This window comes from Iodobacter sp. CM08, assembly GCF_033446605.1.
Taxonomy (GTDB): domain Bacteria; phylum Pseudomonadota; class Gammaproteobacteria; order Burkholderiales; family Chitinibacteraceae; genus Iodobacter.
This window is the reverse complement of sequence record NZ_JAWQUO010000023.1, coordinates 1-17,773: the sequence shown is the minus strand read 5'-3', so window position 1 is coordinate 17,773 and position 17,773 is coordinate 1. Positions and strand designations below refer to the sequence as shown.

Here is a 17,773-nt window from a genome sequence, read left to right as displayed (position 1 = left end):
TAATAAAAATAGCTTGGCTCAATAATACAGGGCTAAACCATAGTTTAAATTAAACCTGATATGTCGCAATTGCCGCGTCCAGCTCGCTGCTTAGCTGCCGCAGGCGCAAGCCTTCAGAGGCGGTATTTTGTGCAACAGAGCTACTTTCCTCAGACATTTGCGCCACACGCTCTACCTGCTGCGCCATCATGCTGCTCGCCGCGCTTTGCTCACGCATTGAATCGCTAATCTCACTGACCTGCACCACAACTAGATCGGCATTCTGACGGATACTCAAGATGGCGGTGCTGGCTTGTTGAGCCTGCAGCACACCCAAATCAACTTGTTTCACGGTTTGCTGCATACTTAGCACAGTGGTATTGGCTTCATTTTGAATGGCTGAAACGGTAGCAACAATTTCTTGAGTGGATTGGCTGGTTCGCTCGGCAAGCTTACGCACTTCATCGGCAACAACAGCAAAACCACGGCCCAGATCACCCGCACGCGCGGCCTCAATCGCGGCATTAAGGGCCAGCAAATTAGTTTGATCTGCAATATCTTTGATCACATTCACCACAGTATTAATGCTTGCGGTGCGCTCTTTCAGCGCTTCAACTTGCCCCGCTGATACGCGTACATCTGCGGCAATTTGTTGAATACTATGAATAGTACTTTCAATCACATCGCCACCACTAGCGGCCATCAAGCCCGCTTCGCGCGCCGTGCGATCACATTCGCTACTGCGATCTGCAACCAAGCTAATGCTCACCGTAACCTCTTCTACCCCTGCCGCCATGCTTGATGCAGCACCACTTACATGGTGTGAAGTGCTCGATAACTCATGGCTGGCCGAGGATAATTCGCTGGCTGTCGCCGTCACATCACGGCCAATTCTATGCAGCTGTTGCAAGCTAGCTTGTAGGGTATCAAGTAAGCCATTTAAAGCATGCAGCGACTCCCCAATTTCATCATTGCTGCTCACTTGCATACGCTGAGTAAAATCGTAATTCGTGCCTAAATTTACTAAGAATTGGCGCAAATCCATGAGTGGTTTTTTAATGCCTTGCGTAATCCAGTAACCAATGGCAAAGGCCAAAATAAGCAGCACGCCACCCACAACTAATGAACTAGTAATGGCCTTGGATATTTGTGATTTAACCTCTTGGCTGGCTTCTTTGGAATACTTGTTATTGTGTTCTTTAGCGATACTTAGCGCGGCAAAAAACTTTTCTGCCTGTGGAGTGACCGAATTGGAAACAAACGCACGCGTTTCTTCCATAGGGCGGGATAATGCAAAACGCGCCCCTTCAGCCATCAACGGTTTTAAAGCAGTAAACTCTGTGACTGCAGTGGCTAAATTTTTACGATCAATATCATCATCAGCGTATTTTTCGTAGCTTTGCAGTAAACGATCAACATCTGCCAAGAGGCCTTGCATTTTATCAATTTGCACCTGCTTTTGAGCCGGATCCGCTTCAATAATATAACTAAGCTCCAAGCGACGAGCGCTCATAAAGGTGAGTTCAGCATTATTCAATGTTTCTAAAGATGGCATCACATTGACGACCACTTCGTCGACCAGCGTATTAATTGCGCTGAGCTTAAAATATCCGACGGTAATCAATAGCAATATTGAAACGGTTGTTGTTGCCACCAATACGGTGAGTCGGTGAGCGATTTTCAAGATTTTTCCAAATAGTGAGTTACAAAATTCAAGCTAATCAACCAAGATTTCACGTGTTAAGCGCCCACAAATTAAATAAGCGATACCGCAAAATAAAATAAGCACTACGCCGCTTTGCAAAGTACCACTGCGCTTTTACTCATTATGCGGGTTGCACCACAAATGTCCACCCCGCATTTAGCTAGAAATTTTTCACTAAATGCAAGGAGGTAATAAAAAAACTCCGACCTAGGCAGGAGTTTTTTGTTTTACACAGCAACTAATCACGCTGACTATCTAGATCCATTGTGGCTAAAGAAACAAACTTGCTCTTGTTTTTATACTTATAGCCAAACCAAATAATTAAGAACAACGGAATACCAATATAGGTTGCCGCTACGCTGGCCCAATCAATTTCGCCCGCCATAAAGGCTTGGTAATTTTGCCCCAGCATAATCATCATGCACAGCGCAAACGCAAACAACGGCCCAATTGGGTAAAAGCGCGAGCGATAAGGCAGTGCGCTTAAATCACGGCCTTGGGCGATATAGCCTTTACGAAAGCGATAATGGCAAGTAGCAATACCTAGCCAAGCAATAAAGCCCGTCATCCCCGAGGTATTTAATAGCCACAGATAAACCGTTTTATCGCCAAAGATAGAGGCAAAGAAACACAGCATCCCCACTACCGTGGTGGCATACAGCGCATTTCTTGGCACGCCATTATTCGATAATTGAGCAAATATTTTCGGTGCTTTACCTTCGGTGGCGAGGGAATAAAGCATACGGGTAGAGGCATACATACCTGAATTACCCGCCGACAAAATAGCGGTTAAAATCACTGTATTCATCAGGCTAGCAGCAAAAGCAATCCCTGCGTTTTTAAATACCAGCGTAAATGGGCTAACCCCAATATCGCTCACATCGCCTTTTAATAGATTGGGGTCGGTATAAGGAATCAACAAACCAATAATTAAAATGGCAAATACATAAAACAATAAGATGCGCCAGAACACTTGCTTAATCGCTTGGGGAATATCTTTTTCTGGATTGGCCGATTCGCCAGCAGCAATGCCGATCAGCTCCGTGCCCTGAAAAGAAAATCCAGCAATCATCGCCACCCCGAGCATGGCGGGGAACCCTCCTACAAAGGGCGCATCACCTAAGGTAAAGTTTTCCAATCCCACCGGATGCGTGCCTTTCATGATGCCAAACACCATAAACAGGCCGGTTCCGATAAATACAATCACCGTGACTACTTTAATTAAGGAGAACCAGTATTCCGCCTCGCCAAAACCTTTCACCGAGATATAGTTGAGCGAAAACATAATCCCTAAAAATATGGCACTCCACAGCATGCTGGGGCTATCAGGGAACCAGAATTTCATCACCATACTGGCCGCTGCCAGCTCTACTGCAATGGTTACCGCCCAGTTGTACCAGTAATTCCAGCCCAGCGCGAAGCCAAAACCTGGCTCTACAAATTTAGCACCATAGGTTGAAAATGAACCAGAAACCGGCATATACGCCGCCATCTCGGCCAAACTGGTCATCAAAAAATAAACCATCAGGCCGATTACCGCATAAGCAAGCAAAGCACCACCAGGCCCAGCTTGCGCAACCGTCGCACCAGAAGCCACAAACAGCCCAGTACCAATTGATCCGCCAATGGCGATCATGGAGAGATGGCGAGCGCGTAAATTACGCTTTAAACCATGGGCCTGACCTGTATCTTCTCCAATCATTACTTCTTCCTTTTCTAGCCTGCAGAATACTTTTAAGCCATGCCAAACAGCCCGTTAAATAGGCGCTGCAATCAGCGGCGCGTGATGTTAGCACCCGCAGCAACAATCCTTACAGCAGAAATTGCTGAATAGGGAATAAAACCGTTTTGGCAAAAGTTCCCTAATTCCTGCAGCAAAATTTTCTATCACGGGTTAAAGTCCGGTTTTTTCCCTACTGAATTCGCTTATGAATGCCGTCTTAATTGCCGTCACACTGATGCTGGCGCTCTCACTAAGCCGCGTAAATGTGGTGATCAGCATTCTGGTCAGCGCCATGGCTGGCGGATTATTTGGCGGGCTAAATATTTCGCAGACCTTAGCGGCTTTTAATTCTGGGCTGGGTGGTGGGGCGGGCATTGCCTTGTCTTATGCCCTCTTAGGCGCCTTTGCGCTAGCTTTAGCCGAATCTGGCCTGCCGCACGCCATGGCCGATGGCTTAGCCAAGCTAGCAAGGCAAAGCAGCACCGGCAGCAAAATCAAGTGGGGAATTATCCTAGCGCTACTCGCCCTTGCGATTGCATCGCAAAATATTCTGCCGATTCATATCGCCTTTATCCCGCTGGTGGTGCCGCCACTACTCTACACCCTAGCCAAGCTGCAAGTAGACCGACGCCTCTTGGCCTGTATTCTGACCTTTGGTCTGGTTACGCCGTATATGGTGTTTCCTGTGGGCTTTGGCGAGATTTTTCTGCAGCAGATTTTACTCGGCAGCATTGCCAAATCGGGCTTAGACGCCAGCCATGTGGATGTGATGCGCGCCATGGCTCTGCCTGCACTGGGCATGGTGATCGGTTTACTGATTGCCGTGTTTATCAGCTATCGCAAACCGCGTCAGTACAATATTGATGCCATTGCCGCCATTGAGCGTGAAGATATTCAATACAGCCGCCGCAGCCTATCGGTGGCGGGCCTTGCCATGGTGGGCACTTTTATCACCCAGCTGTATGCTGATTCCATGCTATTTGGTGCCTTAGCAGGCTTTATGATTTGCGTATTGGGCGGCGCCGTGCCGCTCAAAAAGGCCGATGGCATTTTTGCTGAAGGCATGAAAATGATGGCGGGGATTGGCCTGATTATGATTGCCGCCTCTGGCTTTGCCGAAGTGCTAAAAGCCACGGGCGATGTCACTAGCCTAGTTGAACACTCTATGGGCTTTATTGGCGGCAATAAACCGCTGGCGGTGTTTTTAATGCTACTCGTAGGGCTGATTGTTACGCTGGGCATTGGTTCTTCGTTTTCTACCGTCCCTATTTTGGCCACCATTTATGTGCCACTGGCGATCAAACTGGGGCTAAGCGCTGAAGCCATCGTCTGCCTCATTGGCACGGCGGGAGCACTAGGCGATGCGGGCTCCCCCGCTGCAGACTCCACATTAGGGCCAACGGCGGGCTTAAATATCGACGGCCAGCATGATCATATGTGGGATACGGTGGTACCCACGTTCTTGCACTTTAATCTGCCTGTTTTAGCCTTTGGCTGGATTGCGGTGATGGCTTTGTAAGTTTTAAAATGATACGTCGTGCAATGCGCATTGTAAGGGTGCTACTTGCTGCGCCCTGCATTAGGCTTACTGAGTAATTGCAGAAATCAGTATTTAATTTAATGCTATATCATTTAACCCTTGGTTTTTTAAGGGTTAAATGATAAATAAAGGCCAAAAATCAAAAAATACTCAGCCATCTTATTTGTTTAAATTTGATTTAAAAATAGTAAGACATTAAATGCACAAATCATCATAGGCTATTGATTTAATAAGATATAAATTTAAATATTGATAATTAATGCCTTAGCGCCCAATTCTTCCCGCTAGGTAACGCTCAAACTTATTTATTAAAAAACAACAATCATCTCGCTACCCCACAGATAAAAAACACAGATAACACATTGAATTTTAAGTTTTTTATTTAAAAAAAGGCGTTGAATGTAATTACTTTACCTTATGCGTATGGCATTCTTGGATGGAGGAGAATCGCTCCCTTTTTTAATTGCACTTAAGCCGTTAAAATTCAGATAAAAAAATAACGCTTATAAGCTGATACAATCAGGTTTGATCTAAAACAAGCCAAGCTTTAAGGCGATCCATTACAAATACAATATTGAAGAATTCAAAAAACACATTTTAAAACACAAGCAATAGGACTACACCATGAATAACGTTCGTCATGAAGAAGCCAAGCTCTCTGCAGCCCATCTGCAAAAAGCCTTTACTCATACCATCCCAGAAACAGCAGTGATTCTAGGCTCTGGTTTGGGCGACTTCACTAAAATCGTCAAAGTATTAGAAAGCATTTCTTACGGCGATATTCCACACTTCCCACAATCATCCGTAGCGGGCCATAAGGGTAAGCTGACCATTGCTGAAGTGGCAGACGGTAAAAACGTACTGATTATGGAAGGTCGCTTTCATTACTACGAAGGCTACACCCCACAAGAAGTCACTTTCCCGATCGCGGTATTTAAAGAACTGGGCATCAAGCAACTGATCGTCAGCAATGCGGCAGGTGGCTGCAACCCTAGCTTTACTGCAGGTGACATCATGATTATTGATGATCATATCAACCTGACAGGCAATCACCCACTGATCGGCAAAAACGACGATGCATGTGGCCCACGCTTCTTAGATCAAACAGCGCCTTACTCGCCACGTCTTATCGCACTGGCTGAATCACTGGCGGCTGAATCTGGCGTTGCGCCTAAGAAAGGCACTTATGTGAAGATGACCGGCCCTACTTACGAAACCCGTGCTGAAATCAAAATGGTTCAATCCTACGGCGCAGATTCTGTAGGGATGTCTACCGTATACGAAGTAATTATGGCGAATTACTTTGGTATGGAAGTGCTAGGCATTTCTTGCATTACCAATATGGCGACCGGCCTAGCTAAAACCCATCATAACCACGCAGCGGTGGTGGATGTGGCCAATAGCGTATCCGAGAAGTTTTCTAAGTGGGTTAAAAACATTGTGGTGGCTCTGTAATCATGGACGTTCAAAAAGATTCCAAGCGCAGATTAAATCTGATCGCTTATGTATGTTATTTCTTTACCGGCGCTTTAATTACCACGCTAGGCCTTGTGCTTGGGCCGGTATCGGCAGCCTTTCATAAAGACCCTGGTTTTATCGGCCAGATGTTTACCCTGCTGAACTTTGGCTTGTTTGTGCCGATTCTGGTAGGTGGTGTGCTGATGCAAAAATACAGCATCAAATCACTGCTAGCGATTGCTTCGGCAGTGACCATTGCACTGACCGTGGTCTTAACCGTAGTACCTTCGATCACGCTATTTGGTTTTACCGTGCTGATGATTGGTGCTGCAGCCGGTATCACCATGGCCGTGGGTAGTTATTTGGTGGTGCGGATTAATCCAGATCCTAAAGATCGCTCATCTAGCCTAATTTTTACCGACTTCTTCTTCAGCTTTGCGGGTGTGGTATTGCCGGTGATTCTGGGCTATCTGTTTAAGCACAACGCCAGCTGGTTGGTGATGTACTTCCTGATGTCCGCTATTTCTCTGCTCTTGATTGTGTTGATCGCCAAGGCGAAATTCCCAACCGTAGAACGTGAAGTAAAACATGAAGATGGCACAATTGTAGCTAAAGAGCCTTGGGGAAAGGCCATTTACTACGTGTGTTTCGCTGCCTTTGCGTTTATTTACGCCGAGCTGGTATTCACCATGTGGCTGCCTACTTACCTGCAAGATGCAGTGAAGCTACCTATTGATACCGCAGCACTCTATGTAACTCTGTACTGGGGCTCTAAGGCCATTGGCCTGTGGCTAAACCACTATACCGTGCGTTATGTACCGCTACGTAGCTTCCTGATTGTCTCTGCCATTATTGGTGCGGCTAGCATCGCCACCATCGCTAACGTGCCACAAGCTACCGTCATCGGCATTGCACTGGTTTGCTTTGGCTTCTTTAACTCTGGTATTTACTCTGGCCTGATCAGCTATGGCAGCTTGCAAGTAAAAGTATCGCCACCAAGCCTGATCTCAACCATTCTGACCTGCGGTTCGGTTGGTACACTGATTTTTGCATCTGTTTCAGCGTATATCTTCTCGAACTACGGCCTGCACTGGGCACTAAATTCTTCCGTGATTGTGTATGTATTTGCACTGATCGGGATTATTTTGGCAGGTTCATGCAGCAAGGCAGAAGAACTACACGGTAAGCTGGGCCTGTAATCCCCACTCACCCAAAAAAAACGCCCCAATTGGGGCGTTTTTTTTACATCGTATCTGCTTTAAAAAAGCCATAAATAACATGTAGGCCAATATTCTGTAGGGGCGCTGCTTGCTGCGTTTTCAGCGAGGGCGCAGCAAGCAGCGCCCCTACGAGTTAACTCTATTCACGTTGATATGCTCAGCCCAACGACAAAACATGAGCAAGAGACATAAGCAAGAAAAAATTTAATCAAATGGCCAAGGCATCGCCTTCGGCAAGGTTTCTTCTTCTGGTGGCTCTGCAGATACTTTTTGCGGCCTTGCATCCACATCGCGCCACCACGGCGTCACGATCTCGGCCCGCGATGGCTCCACCGCTTCGCCAAGACGAGGCATCACCAGTTGCACACCCTGCTCTGGGGCCAGCTTAAGCAGCGTTTCTACTGGCTCATCCCAAGCGTGCATGGCGAGGCTGAACGTGCCCCAGTGCACCGGTAAAAACGCCCCACCACCGAGCAATTTCAAGGCTTTTAGGGCGTTTTCTGGCCCAAGATGGATATCCCCCCATGATGGATGAAACGCGCCTACTTCTAGCATCACCAAATCAAATGGGCCCATTTTTTGCGCGATGGTGGCAAATTCGCTGGTTAGGCCGGTATCACCACTAAAAAACACCGAATGCCGTGCCGAGCGAATCACCATCGACGACCAAAGCGTCGCATTTCGATCTTTTAGCCCACGGCCAGAAAAATGCTGGGATGGCGTAGCGCTAACGCTTAAATCTGCATGAGGCAGGGTGTAAGTCTCCCACCAATCCAGCTCATGAATACATTCTGCCGCCACGCCCCAAGCTTGCAAATGCGCGCCTACACCCAGCGAGGTCACAAAAGGCACTTGGCGTTTGGCTAGCTCGCGGATGGTTGGGTAATCCAGATGATCGTAATGATCGTGCGATACCAGTACCAGATCGATATGTGGCATGGCCGCCAGCGGTACGGGTACCGGCTGAAAACGCTTAGGCCCAACCAGCTTAGAAGGCGAAACCCGCGATCCCCATACCGGATCAGTGAGTACCCGCAGGCCATCTATCTCTAGCAGCACGGTGGAATGCCCCAGCCATGTGGCACGCAGGCCGGTATCGCTAGGTTTGTGCCAGCTCTCACGCGGGTCAAACGCGGGCAATAAGCCCAGAGGCTTGCGCCGCTCACCGCCGCAAATAAAATCTTTCATTGAAGGATGTGGCACAGCCAAATCACGCAGACCAGGGGTAATGGGATGGATATTTCTGAAGCCATTGCCCGACCAGAGCGGCGAAGCCTGCATCCGCTCCAGCCGCAGCCCATCGGCTTTTTTTCCTAATGATTTCATTATTTTCCCAATTGATTCAATCGCAGCGTTTACAAGCAACAAGCGTAAGTACACACCCCGCCATTGACCTTAGGTGCATCAGCTCTCGGTCTTTTTCAAGGGCTTAAAACGCTATCTGGTATTTATTCTTAAAAGGATTTTGATGCATGAATCATTTCGGCATCATTGGATGCTTGAGGCAAAGGCGTGTTACGCGGATAAAGTAGACATCAAACTAAGCAATTGAATAGGATCAACCGGCTTTTGCAAGAAATGCTCCACACGGGCAATATTAATAGCTTGGCGTAATACCGCTAAATCCGTGCTCGCGGTAATTAAGATACGTAATGCCTTAGGCTGAATCCACTTGGCCTTGGCCAAAAACGCAATCCCATCCTCGCCAGGCAATTGGTAATCGCACACAATCGCCGCAAACTGATGGCAATCTAACAACGGCAAGGCAGATTCGGCGCTGTCTGCCAGATAAAGCTTAAGTGAAAGGCTGGATAAAATATGCTGAATCACCTCCAGCATCACCGGCTGATCATCAATCACCAGCACACAAGGTGAGTTTGCGGCCCCCTGTAATTGCTTTGGGTCTAGCACACAGGCCTGCCTTAACATGACCTCTAAATCTGCACTAGAAACAGGGCGTGAAATCCAATAGCCTTGAATCAAATGCGCGCCTAGCTCCAGTAAAATTTTCGCTTCTTGCTCCGTCTCCACCCCTTCTGCCAAAGCCTGCATGGATAAGCTACGCGCCAGCTGAATAATGGTCGCCACAATGGCTTTATCATGGGCACTATGGCTGAGGCCACGCACAAAAGATTGATCAATTTTGAGCCGCTCGGCAGGAAAGCGCTTTAAATAACCTAAGTTTGAATAGCCCACGCCAAAATCATCAATCGCCAGCGCCACACCCAAAGCCTTAATCTGGGCAATGATATCTAAAGCCATTTCTGGATCGCTAATGGATAAACTTTCGGTAATTTCTAACTCTAAACATTCAGGCGGAATACCATGGCAGGCCAGCGCATTGGCCACTCGATACACAATTGCATCACCTCCCAGCTCTAATGGCGATACATTAACCGCCACCCTCACCCAGCCCATGCCCGCTTGCTGCCAGCACAATATTTGCTGGCAAGCCGCCAACATCACCCACTGGCCTATCTCACAAATCAAGCCGACCTCTTCTGCCATCGAGATAAAAGCCCCAGGATAGAGCAAACCATAATCTGGTGATTGCCAGCGTACTAGTGCCTCAACGCTGACTAACATACCGGTACTTAAATCGACTTGAGGTTGATAGTGCAAAACCAATTCATTATGGCTAATGGCATAACGCAAGCGGCTTTCAAGTAAGCGCCGCGAATCTAACTCCTGCTGCATATGCTCAGAGAAATAGCACACCGTGCTACCGCCGCCTTCTTTAGCGTGATACATGGCAATATCTGCGCGTTTTAGCAGGATTTCCGCATCTGAGCCATGTTCTGGGTATTGTGCAGCACCAATACTGCCCCCCATGATTTGATCGATTCGATCCAGCTGAATCGGCTGCAAAATAGCGGCTAAAATAGCCTCGGCCATCTGTAACCGGTCCATGGCACAGTGAGTAGGCACCGCAACCACAAACTCATCCCCACCTAACCTTGCCGCCGTTCCTCCTGCTAAGGGTAAAGTAAGTAGGCGCTTGGCAATTTCACACAGCACTAAATCGCCTGCAGCATGGCCTTGGCTATCGTTAATAAATTTAAATTTATCTAGATCAATAAAAAATACACTTAAGCCCATGCCATGCAGTCGTGCAGAGGCAATATGCTGGCTTAACCGCTCTAGTAAACGGGTGCGATTAGGTAGGCCAGTAAGCCCATCGTGGGTCGCTTGATAACGTAGTTGATGATGTAGGCGGCGCTGCTCCGACACATCGTGCAAAATAATAATACGTACCGGTCGGCCCAAAAATGCACTGCTACCGATAATAATATGCACCGCCGAAAAGCTACCATCACCCTTGCGCAACAAGATAGCGGCGTCTTCTTGCACCCCTTCACTGAGTGGATCAATCTCATCATCCACCACCATGCGCAGCCAATTTAGGCCAATTAAATCCGCTTCTTGGGCAAAACCTAAGATTTCTACCGCAGCAGGATTAGCCAGTGAAATTTCACCACTCACTTGTGCCAGCAGTACCGCGCAAGGCATTTTAGATAAGACATCAAAAAATTCCTGCTCTTCTGCATTGCGCAGCTTTTCATAAGCTAAGCGCAGCGACTCAGTGCGCTCTTCAACCAACCCTTCGGCATACTGACGTGCTTTTTTTTCACGCTCGATTGCACGGCGCAGCACCGCTTCAATCTCATCGCTCATGATTTAAGCCTTAAAGTGCGCACACTTTAAACTCCGTCACCTGCAGCTCGCCCTCATCCGCCAAATCACGGCGTGTCACCGTGGCTTTACCACCGTAGTGCGCAATACAGCCTTCAATCATGCCCAGTGCTAGATCGGCTAAATGGCGACGAGAACGATAGCGCAATAGCAAAGAGCCATCACTGCTTCTCTCGGTTTCTAGCATGGGTAAATCTGCATCGGGGTATATTCTGCGCACCTCCACATGAATCTGCCCTTCGATACTCTCCAAAAAGGTGTACACATCGGGCATTGAACGGAGTAATTCTGAGCGCTGCGCAATCAGCCGGCCAAATAAATGCTGGCCAAATGCCCGTACTAAATCAGGAACAGCTACACCACAACGCGCTGATAATGCCTGCACCAAGGCAAACATTTCATGAAAATCATAATACCCAGCCGCCGTATAAGCGCCACCAGAAGGCGGCTTAGCCACCGAAATCATTTCATCGACAGCCACAATCCCCTGCACAGATTCAACAAAATCCATAAACTCATTGAACACAATACCTTTCATGACACCCCTCCATCGCTGAATCTAGAATTCCTAATTACTTAGCATGGATGAGAAACAAAACAAGTTCAAACCTTACCTGTAAATATCAACGACACACGAGCAGAGTAGAGCTAAGCACACTAGAAATAATTACTGGCTATTTATTAAAATACGTTCAATACAGGCAGGTTTGGCACAAAGTAGACTTTATTAGAAATAGTCAGTAATGACTGATGCCGCATAGCAAGCCATATGGATTAATCAGCAAGATCAATAAAAAAACCAATATATTTAAAGTGTGCTGTACTGAATAATTCACACTAAATATTAATCTAACAAGTAGATTCGCAATAAATAAAACAACGCCATGTATTGCTAGGCATATTAGAAGCGAGCTAGCCTATACCGTAGGAGCGCAACAAGCAGCGCCCCTACGAGGATAATATCAAACAAACGGCAAAAAACAGGAAAGAGACATAATCAGGCATTTGTATGCACTAGATATAAATCAGAAAATAAGGCTCACAAAGGCTCATCACTCTGAATACGTTTTAATTTTTTTTTAGGACGAGGATCAAAATAATGGGGCTGTAAACGAATAAATAACAAAGTACCCATTCCAGACAATACGCAGGCAATAATAGTGTTTTCTACCCGTGCCCGTACCAAAGAATGATGTTCACCACCAAAATCAAGCAATACCATCACCAGTGCCGTAATTGGAATCACCGCCAACCAATAATTACGCTCTAAAAACACGGGTGTAATTGCCGCCAACAACACCACCATTGCGGCCAATTGCCATTCTGCTTTAAAAAAATACAGCATAGCCCAGCCTAATAAAGCACCAATCACTGAACCAAATAAGCGCTGTACCATTCGATCAATAGTAAGTTTATTATCATAAACTGTGACCAGCACCACGGTTAAAGGCACCCAATAAGCGCGCTCTAAACCCAAGCCATAACCAATTAAATAAGCAAGCAATACTTTGGCGGCAAAATAAAAGGCAAAAATAGAATTATTATGTGGGCGACGTAAAATGCGGCTCATGGCCTCATATAACATTGGGCCATTTTTTTGCTCAGGCGCTCGAAACAAGCAACGGTCTAATAACACGGCAAAAATACCCGACATGCCACCAATTAATAAATACGTACCCGCTAGCGGTGATAAATGCGGCGCACTATCGCCAAATAAAAAAGCAATCAGCCAATATTTGCTCATCATTTCAACTGAATTGCCCGCACCTTGCAACCAACCGGTAAAAATGGCAAATGCCAATAAAAACGCTAATGGCGCGCCTTGCACATAATGCCCCGCCACCCCAGCAATTCCTGCCAGCAGCATGCCTACGGTCATATACATCATCACGGTGATCCGCTCCGATGTATTGCCGCCATTATCCACAAACATGGTATAAAAACCGGCTACCGCACCATACACCGCAGGCAAAAACTCGCCTCGGAATAAGGCAATTGCCAAGGGCAAGCCAACCGCAATCATCACACGCAACATCCGCCGCCAAGGAGTGCCTTGCGGTGGTTTTTTGATTGCCAGCATCTGAACCAGCTGAGTATGCATACATCACCCTTTAGATAAGGAGCTGGATTCTACTGCTGTTTGCTCGTGCGCCTTGGCTGTAAAAATCACACCTTATCCGCCTTCAGCAGGCTTTAAGCCTGCCCTACATGCATCAAGCTAGGTATTGGTCGTAGAAAAATGCTGTTTCTCAAAAATATGACTATATCGTAGAGCGGGTGCAACCAGCCGTTTTTTGCTTTTACACTTTAAATTTGGCGGGTTTCACCCGCCCTACACCATTTTATTTGTAAAACTTTGAATTAATTCAGCGCCTATAAAGGTGGGATTTAAGCCAACCCAGCTATAACGCAAGCTTATTCTTTAGCTTGTGGTTTAATCTTCGCGAAACTCAATCGATACCGAGTTAATACAATAGCGCTCGCCACTTGGTAGTGGGCCATCAGGAAAAACATGGCCTAGATGCGCCTCGCAACTACTGCAGCGTACTTCCACCCGAATCATGCCGTGGCTACCGTCCCGAATCCGCTGGATATTTGCGCCTGCGGCCTCGGCCCAAAAGCTAGGCCAACCACAGCCTGCATCAAACTTGCGCTCTGATTCAAACAACAAAGCACCGCAGCAAATGCAGTGATACTTGCCGCGATTGGATTGGCGATAGTGCTCGCCAGAAAAAGGCCGCTCCGTGCCGCCCTCCCGAGCCACGCGATATTGCTCGGCGGAAAGTTGCTCACGCCACTCGCCATCACTCTTCTTAATTTTGCCTTCCATTTAATCCTCCGGATAATTTTGCGTTAACCACGCCAAGATTCTCTCGGCAACAATATTCTGTTGATAATCGGCCATCATGGCATGGCCACAATCGGCAATGATTTCCGCTTGGGTATTCCAAGCCGTTGCGCAAGCATAAATATCACTTGGTGGAATCAGCTGATCGTCCCCTGCCCCCAGCACCAAACATGGCAATTTAGGGCAGTTTAAACCAGCAAAAGGATGTGGAATCGCCATTTCGGTGAGGGCACGCATCGATTCTGGCTGCGCTCTTGCGGCAAAATGATCCACCATGGCTCGATCTGTTTTAGACGAAAACAGTAGCTCACGTACAAAGCTTGGATTCCCCGCAGCAGCCGCGCCCTGCCATTGAAACTGGCTTAAATTCCACAGCAAGCTAGGGGATGCCGTCAGTAAATGGGCAAAAGAGGCAGCAACACCGTAAGGTGCCACGCTCGCCAATAACACCAACCCCGCTAGCTTAGTTTCTTTCGCCACCCTTTGCGCCACTAGGCCGCCCATGGAGTGGCCAATTAAAATAGGGGGCTCGGGCAAATCTGCAATGATAGATAAAATATCTTTCACATAATCATCAATACCAAAATGATCCAGTTTTTCTCTACCCATACTACCGGCATGCCCACGTAAACTAGGCGCAATCACATCAAAGCCTGCAGCGGTAAAATACGGTAGAAAAGAGACTTCCCAACACCAAGATCCCGCGTAAGCGCCGTGAATCATGATTAAAGGCGGTACATTCTTGCGTTTTTTTACAGCTTTAGCCTTTAAAATCTCAAGTGCATAAACGCTCATGTCGTTTTTTTCCTAACGCTGAACAGACCATTAAAAAAACCATTGCAAGTTAAGCATACCAATCTGTAGCGCGGGCCAAGGCGGTAGGCTTAGCCGTTCAAACAGACAAAATAATATACCCGCGCTACAAACTGCTTAAATGAAGAGGATGAGCTAAACAACCGTGTTTCAATGGCCTGTTAAACTAAAGCAGTACTTACATTCATTAAAGGATCTACCATGCCCTACATTTCCCGCGACCCAAATGGCCAAATTATCGCCATTTTTCGTGACGCCAGTTCTGAGGCTAGCGAATTTATCCCGCAAAATGCACCCGAGCTAGTGAGCTTTATCGGCGCGCCAGCCCATTCAGAGCTATTTCACTCACTTGATAGCGATTTGATTCGCGTTATTGAGGACGTGATCGATGCATTAATTCGTAAAAACTTACTTTTGCTGACCGATCTTCCCGCAGAAGCTCAGACCAAGATTCTGGCTAGACGTAATCTAAGGCAAAACTTGCCACAGAGTAGCAGCATCCTAGCACCTAGAGATGGTTTAATTTGGGGCGAATAGGATTGCCTTTGCCGCAATGCAACAAACCCTTGCTGGCAAGCGATCCGGCTGCTGCTAGGCTAGATATAACGCAATCAAATCGAGTTAGCTCTTGAAGCGCCAGAAGCTGCCCCCACTTAGAACCGCATCACCGTTCACTTATTAAAAGAGCATCTTCATGGCAAAAGAAACATTAGGCTTCCAAACCGAAGTTAAACAGCTCCTACAGCTGATGATCCACTCTCTCTACTCTAACAAAGAGATTTTCCTGCGTGAGCTGATCTCCAATGCATCAGACGCTTGCGACAAGCTACGTTTTGAAGCACTGAACGATGCAAGCCTGTATGGGGATGATAGCGAGCTGAAGATCAGCCTTTCCTTCGACAAAGAAGCGCGTACCCTTACTCTGCATGACAACGGTATTGGTATGAGCCGTGATGAAGTCGTCAAGAATATCGGTACCATTGCCCGCTCTGGCACCAAAGAATTCTTTGGCAAGCTCTCTGGCGATGCACAGAAAGATGCCAACTTGATCGGCCAGTTTGGTGTGGGCTTTTACTCGGCTTTTATTGTTGCCGACAAAGTGACCCTCACCTCCCGCCGTGCTGGTGAAAGCACCGCTACCCAATGGGAATCCACAGGCGATGGCGAATTTACGCTAGAAGAAGTCGCAAAAGAAGGCCGTGGTACAGAGATCGTCTTGCACATGAAAGAAGGCGAAGACGAATATCTATCAGACTGGAGCCTACGCTCAGTGATCCGCAAATACTCTGACCACATCACCCTGCCTATTTTCATGCCTAAAACAGCGGGCTACGATGATGAGGGCAATATCACCCCTGCGGAAGGCGTTGAAGCAGTCAACCAAGCATCCGCACTGTGGGCACGCGCTAAGTCAGACATCACTGACGAGCAATACACCGAATTCTACAAACACGTATCACACGATTTTGAAGCACCATTAGCGTGGAGCCATGCTCGCGTTGAAGGTAAGCAGGAATACACCGAGCTGCTTTATATTCCTCAACGTGCGCCGTTTGATATGCACGACCGCGAACGCCGTCACGGTATCAAGCTTTACGTTCGCCGCGTATTTATTATGGAAGACGCAGAAAAGCTGCTGCCACAATACCTGCGCTTTGTTCGCGGCCTGATCGACAGCAGCAACTTACCGCTCAATGTAAGCCGCGAAATTCTGCAACACAGCAAAGATATCGAGCAGATTAAGCAAGGCTGCGTGAAGAAAGTGCTAGGCCTTTTAGAAGGCATGGCTAATTCTGATGATGCTGCTGAGCAAGCTAAATACGCAACATTCTGGGAACAGTTTGGCCGCGTGATGAAAGAAGGCGTTGCCGAAGACTTCGCCAATAAAGACCGCGTGGCAGGCTTGCTGCGCTTTGCCTCATCGCACAGCGATAGCACAGATCAAAATGTCAGCCTGGCGCAATACGTAGCGCGGATGAAAGAAGGCCAAGACAAGATCTACTTTATTACTGCTGACAGCTTTGCTGCCGCTAAAAACAGCCCGCACCTCGAAGTCTTCCGTAAGAAAGGCATTGAAGTGCTGCTGATGAGCGAACGTGTTGACGAATGGATGATCTCTGGCCTAACCGAATTTGACGGCAAGAAATTGCAATCCGTGACCAAGGGTGAGTTAGATCTTTCTCAGTTTGAAAACGAAGAAGAAAAGCAGCAGCAAGAAGCCGCCGCCAGCGAGCTAAAAGACGTGCTGGACAAAGTGAAAGCCGTATTGGGTGATAAAGTCAAAGACGTGCGCGTCACCAATCGCCTGACCGACAGCCCAGCTTGCATCGTGGTAGAAAACCAAGATATGAGCGCTAACTTAGAGCGCCTATTAAAATCTGCAGGGCAAGATGTAAAAGGCAGCAAGCCCATTCTGGAAATCAACCCAGATCATATGCTGGTTAAAAAACTGAAGGCCGAGTTAGAAGGTGAGCGCTTTAGTGACTGGACTGAGCTATTGTTTGACCAAGCTCAGCTGGCCGAAGGCGCACAGCTAGATGACCCTGCTAGTTTTGTAAAACGCCTGAATAGCCTAATGATGTCCGTCGTGGCATAAACGGTTACCTGATTATGTTTCTTGCTCAATAGCCTCTGTGTAGATGGATTTCTTGAGTGCTTGATTTGGTTTTGGAATTTGTAGATACCGTCTTGCCGGTCAAGCATTTTGATACTCAGCTTGATATTTTTTTTGTGTTTTCAGGACGCCGAAGCACAGGTGAACCAATTTGCGCATGCAAGCACCAAGCGCCGACTT

Annotated in this window: 13 protein-coding genes; 5 read left to right on the top strand and 8 right to left on the bottom strand. The window is 47.4% G+C overall.

Annotation, left to right across the window (positions count from 1 at the left end; translation table 11 throughout):
* Positions 1-49 precede the first annotated feature (49 nt).
* Positions 50-1,663 carry a methyl-accepting chemotaxis protein gene (locus tag R6242_RS14020; protein WP_318427788.1) on the bottom strand — a complete coding sequence of 538 codons (1,614 nt, stop codon included), beginning with the start codon at positions 1,661-1,663 and terminating at the stop codon, positions 50-52.
* A 259-nt stretch (positions 1,664-1,922) separates the two neighbouring features.
* A complete protein-coding gene (locus R6242_RS14015; protein WP_293932889.1) occupies positions 1,923-3,386 on the bottom strand; it encodes an amino acid permease in 1,464 nt (487 codons plus the stop codon).
* A 226-nt stretch (positions 3,387-3,612) separates the two neighbouring features.
* On the opposite strand from R6242_RS14015, the gene R6242_RS14010 reads away from it, so the two are divergent.
* From R6242_RS14010 to tsgA, 3 genes are all read left to right on the top strand, one after another.
* Positions 3,613-4,926 carry a Na+/H+ antiporter family protein gene (locus R6242_RS14010; protein WP_318427783.1) on the top strand — a complete coding sequence of 438 codons (1,314 nt, stop codon included), beginning with the start codon at positions 3,613-3,615 and terminating at the stop codon, positions 4,924-4,926.
* 645 nt (positions 4,927-5,571) lie between these two features.
* A complete protein-coding gene (locus R6242_RS14005) occupies positions 5,572-6,402 on the top strand; it encodes a purine-nucleoside phosphorylase (protein ID WP_046350813.1) in 831 nt (276 codons plus the stop codon).
* 2 nt (positions 6,403-6,404) lie between these two features.
* On the top strand, positions 6,405-7,604 hold the full coding sequence (gene tsgA, locus R6242_RS14000; protein ID WP_318427780.1) for an MFS transporter TsgA: 1,200 nt from the start codon (positions 6,405-6,407) through the stop codon (positions 7,602-7,604).
* 225 nt (positions 7,605-7,829) lie between these two features.
* On the opposite strand, the gene R6242_RS13995 is transcribed toward tsgA, so the two are convergent.
* The 6 genes from R6242_RS13995 to R6242_RS13970 all read right to left on the bottom strand — a co-directional run bounded on the left by R6242_RS13995 (position 7,830) and on the right by R6242_RS13970 (position 14,961).
* A complete protein-coding gene (locus tag R6242_RS13995; protein ID WP_318427778.1) occupies positions 7,830-8,951 on the bottom strand; it encodes an MBL fold metallo-hydrolase in 1,122 nt (373 codons plus the stop codon).
* 189 nt (positions 8,952-9,140) lie between these two features.
* On the bottom strand, positions 9,141-11,300 hold the full coding sequence (locus R6242_RS13990) for an EAL domain-containing protein (protein WP_318427776.1): 2,160 nt from the start codon (positions 11,298-11,300) through the stop codon (positions 9,141-9,143).
* A 10-nt stretch (positions 11,301-11,310) separates the two neighbouring features.
* Complete coding sequence (locus R6242_RS13985; protein ID WP_318427774.1) at positions 11,311-11,856, bottom strand: heme NO-binding domain-containing protein; 546 nt, start codon at positions 11,854-11,856, stop codon at positions 11,311-11,313.
* Positions 11,857-12,357: 501 nt separating this feature from the next.
* On the bottom strand, positions 12,358-13,419 hold the full coding sequence (locus R6242_RS13980; protein WP_318427771.1) for an FUSC family protein: 1,062 nt from the start codon (positions 13,417-13,419) through the stop codon (positions 12,358-12,360).
* 333 nt (positions 13,420-13,752) lie between these two features.
* A complete protein-coding gene (msrB, locus tag R6242_RS13975; protein WP_318427768.1) occupies positions 13,753-14,148 on the bottom strand; it encodes a peptide-methionine (R)-S-oxide reductase MsrB in 396 nt (131 codons plus the stop codon).
* Complete coding sequence (locus R6242_RS13970) at positions 14,149-14,961, bottom strand: alpha/beta hydrolase (RefSeq protein WP_318427765.1); 813 nt, start codon at positions 14,959-14,961, stop codon at positions 14,149-14,151.
* Between the two features lie 219 nt (positions 14,962-15,180).
* On the opposite strand from R6242_RS13970, the gene R6242_RS13965 reads away from it, so the two are divergent.
* Positions 15,181-15,516, top strand: coding sequence for a hypothetical protein (locus tag R6242_RS13965; RefSeq protein WP_293932906.1), 336 nt, complete (start codon positions 15,181-15,183; stop codon positions 15,514-15,516).
* A 157-nt stretch (positions 15,517-15,673) separates the two neighbouring features.
* Complete coding sequence (htpG, locus tag R6242_RS13960) at positions 15,674-17,575, top strand: molecular chaperone HtpG (protein ID WP_318427762.1); 1,902 nt, start codon at positions 15,674-15,676, stop codon at positions 17,573-17,575.
* The last annotated feature ends 198 nt before the right edge of the window (positions 17,576-17,773 follow it).

Bases quoted from the DNA above. Each gene is read 5' to 3' on its own strand.
- R6242_RS14015 (WP_293932889.1), bottom strand. From the start codon at position 3,386: ATGATTGGAGAAGATACAGGTCAGGCCCATGGTTTAAAGCGTAATTTA.
- R6242_RS14010 (WP_318427783.1), top strand. From the start codon at position 3,613: ATGAATGCCGTCTTAATTGCCGTCACACTGATGCTGGCGCTCTCACTA.
- R6242_RS14005 (WP_046350813.1), top strand. From the start codon at position 5,572: ATGAATAACGTTCGTCATGAAGAAGCCAAGCTCTCTGCAGCCCATCTG.
- tsgA (WP_318427780.1), top strand. From the start codon at position 6,405: ATGGACGTTCAAAAAGATTCCAAGCGCAGATTAAATCTGATCGCTTAT.
- R6242_RS13995 (WP_318427778.1), bottom strand. From the start codon at position 8,951: ATGAAATCATTAGGAAAAAAAGCCGATGGGCTGCGGCTGGAGCGGATG.
- R6242_RS13990 (WP_318427776.1), bottom strand. From the start codon at position 11,300: ATGAGCGATGAGATTGAAGCGGTGCTGCGCCGTGCAATCGAGCGTGAA.
- R6242_RS13985 (WP_318427774.1), bottom strand. From the start codon at position 11,856: ATGAAAGGTATTGTGTTCAATGAGTTTATGGATTTTGTTGAATCTGTG.
- R6242_RS13980 (WP_318427771.1), bottom strand. From the start codon at position 13,419: ATGCATACTCAGCTGGTTCAGATGCTGGCAATCAAAAAACCACCGCAA.
- msrB (WP_318427768.1), bottom strand. From the start codon at position 14,148: ATGGAAGGCAAAATTAAGAAGAGTGATGGCGAGTGGCGTGAGCAACTT.
- R6242_RS13970 (WP_318427765.1), bottom strand. From the start codon at position 14,961: ATGAGCGTTTATGCACTTGAGATTTTAAAGGCTAAAGCTGTAAAAAAA.
- R6242_RS13965 (WP_293932906.1), top strand. From the start codon at position 15,181: ATGCCCTACATTTCCCGCGACCCAAATGGCCAAATTATCGCCATTTTT.
- htpG (WP_318427762.1), top strand. From the start codon at position 15,674: ATGGCAAAAGAAACATTAGGCTTCCAAACCGAAGTTAAACAGCTCCTA.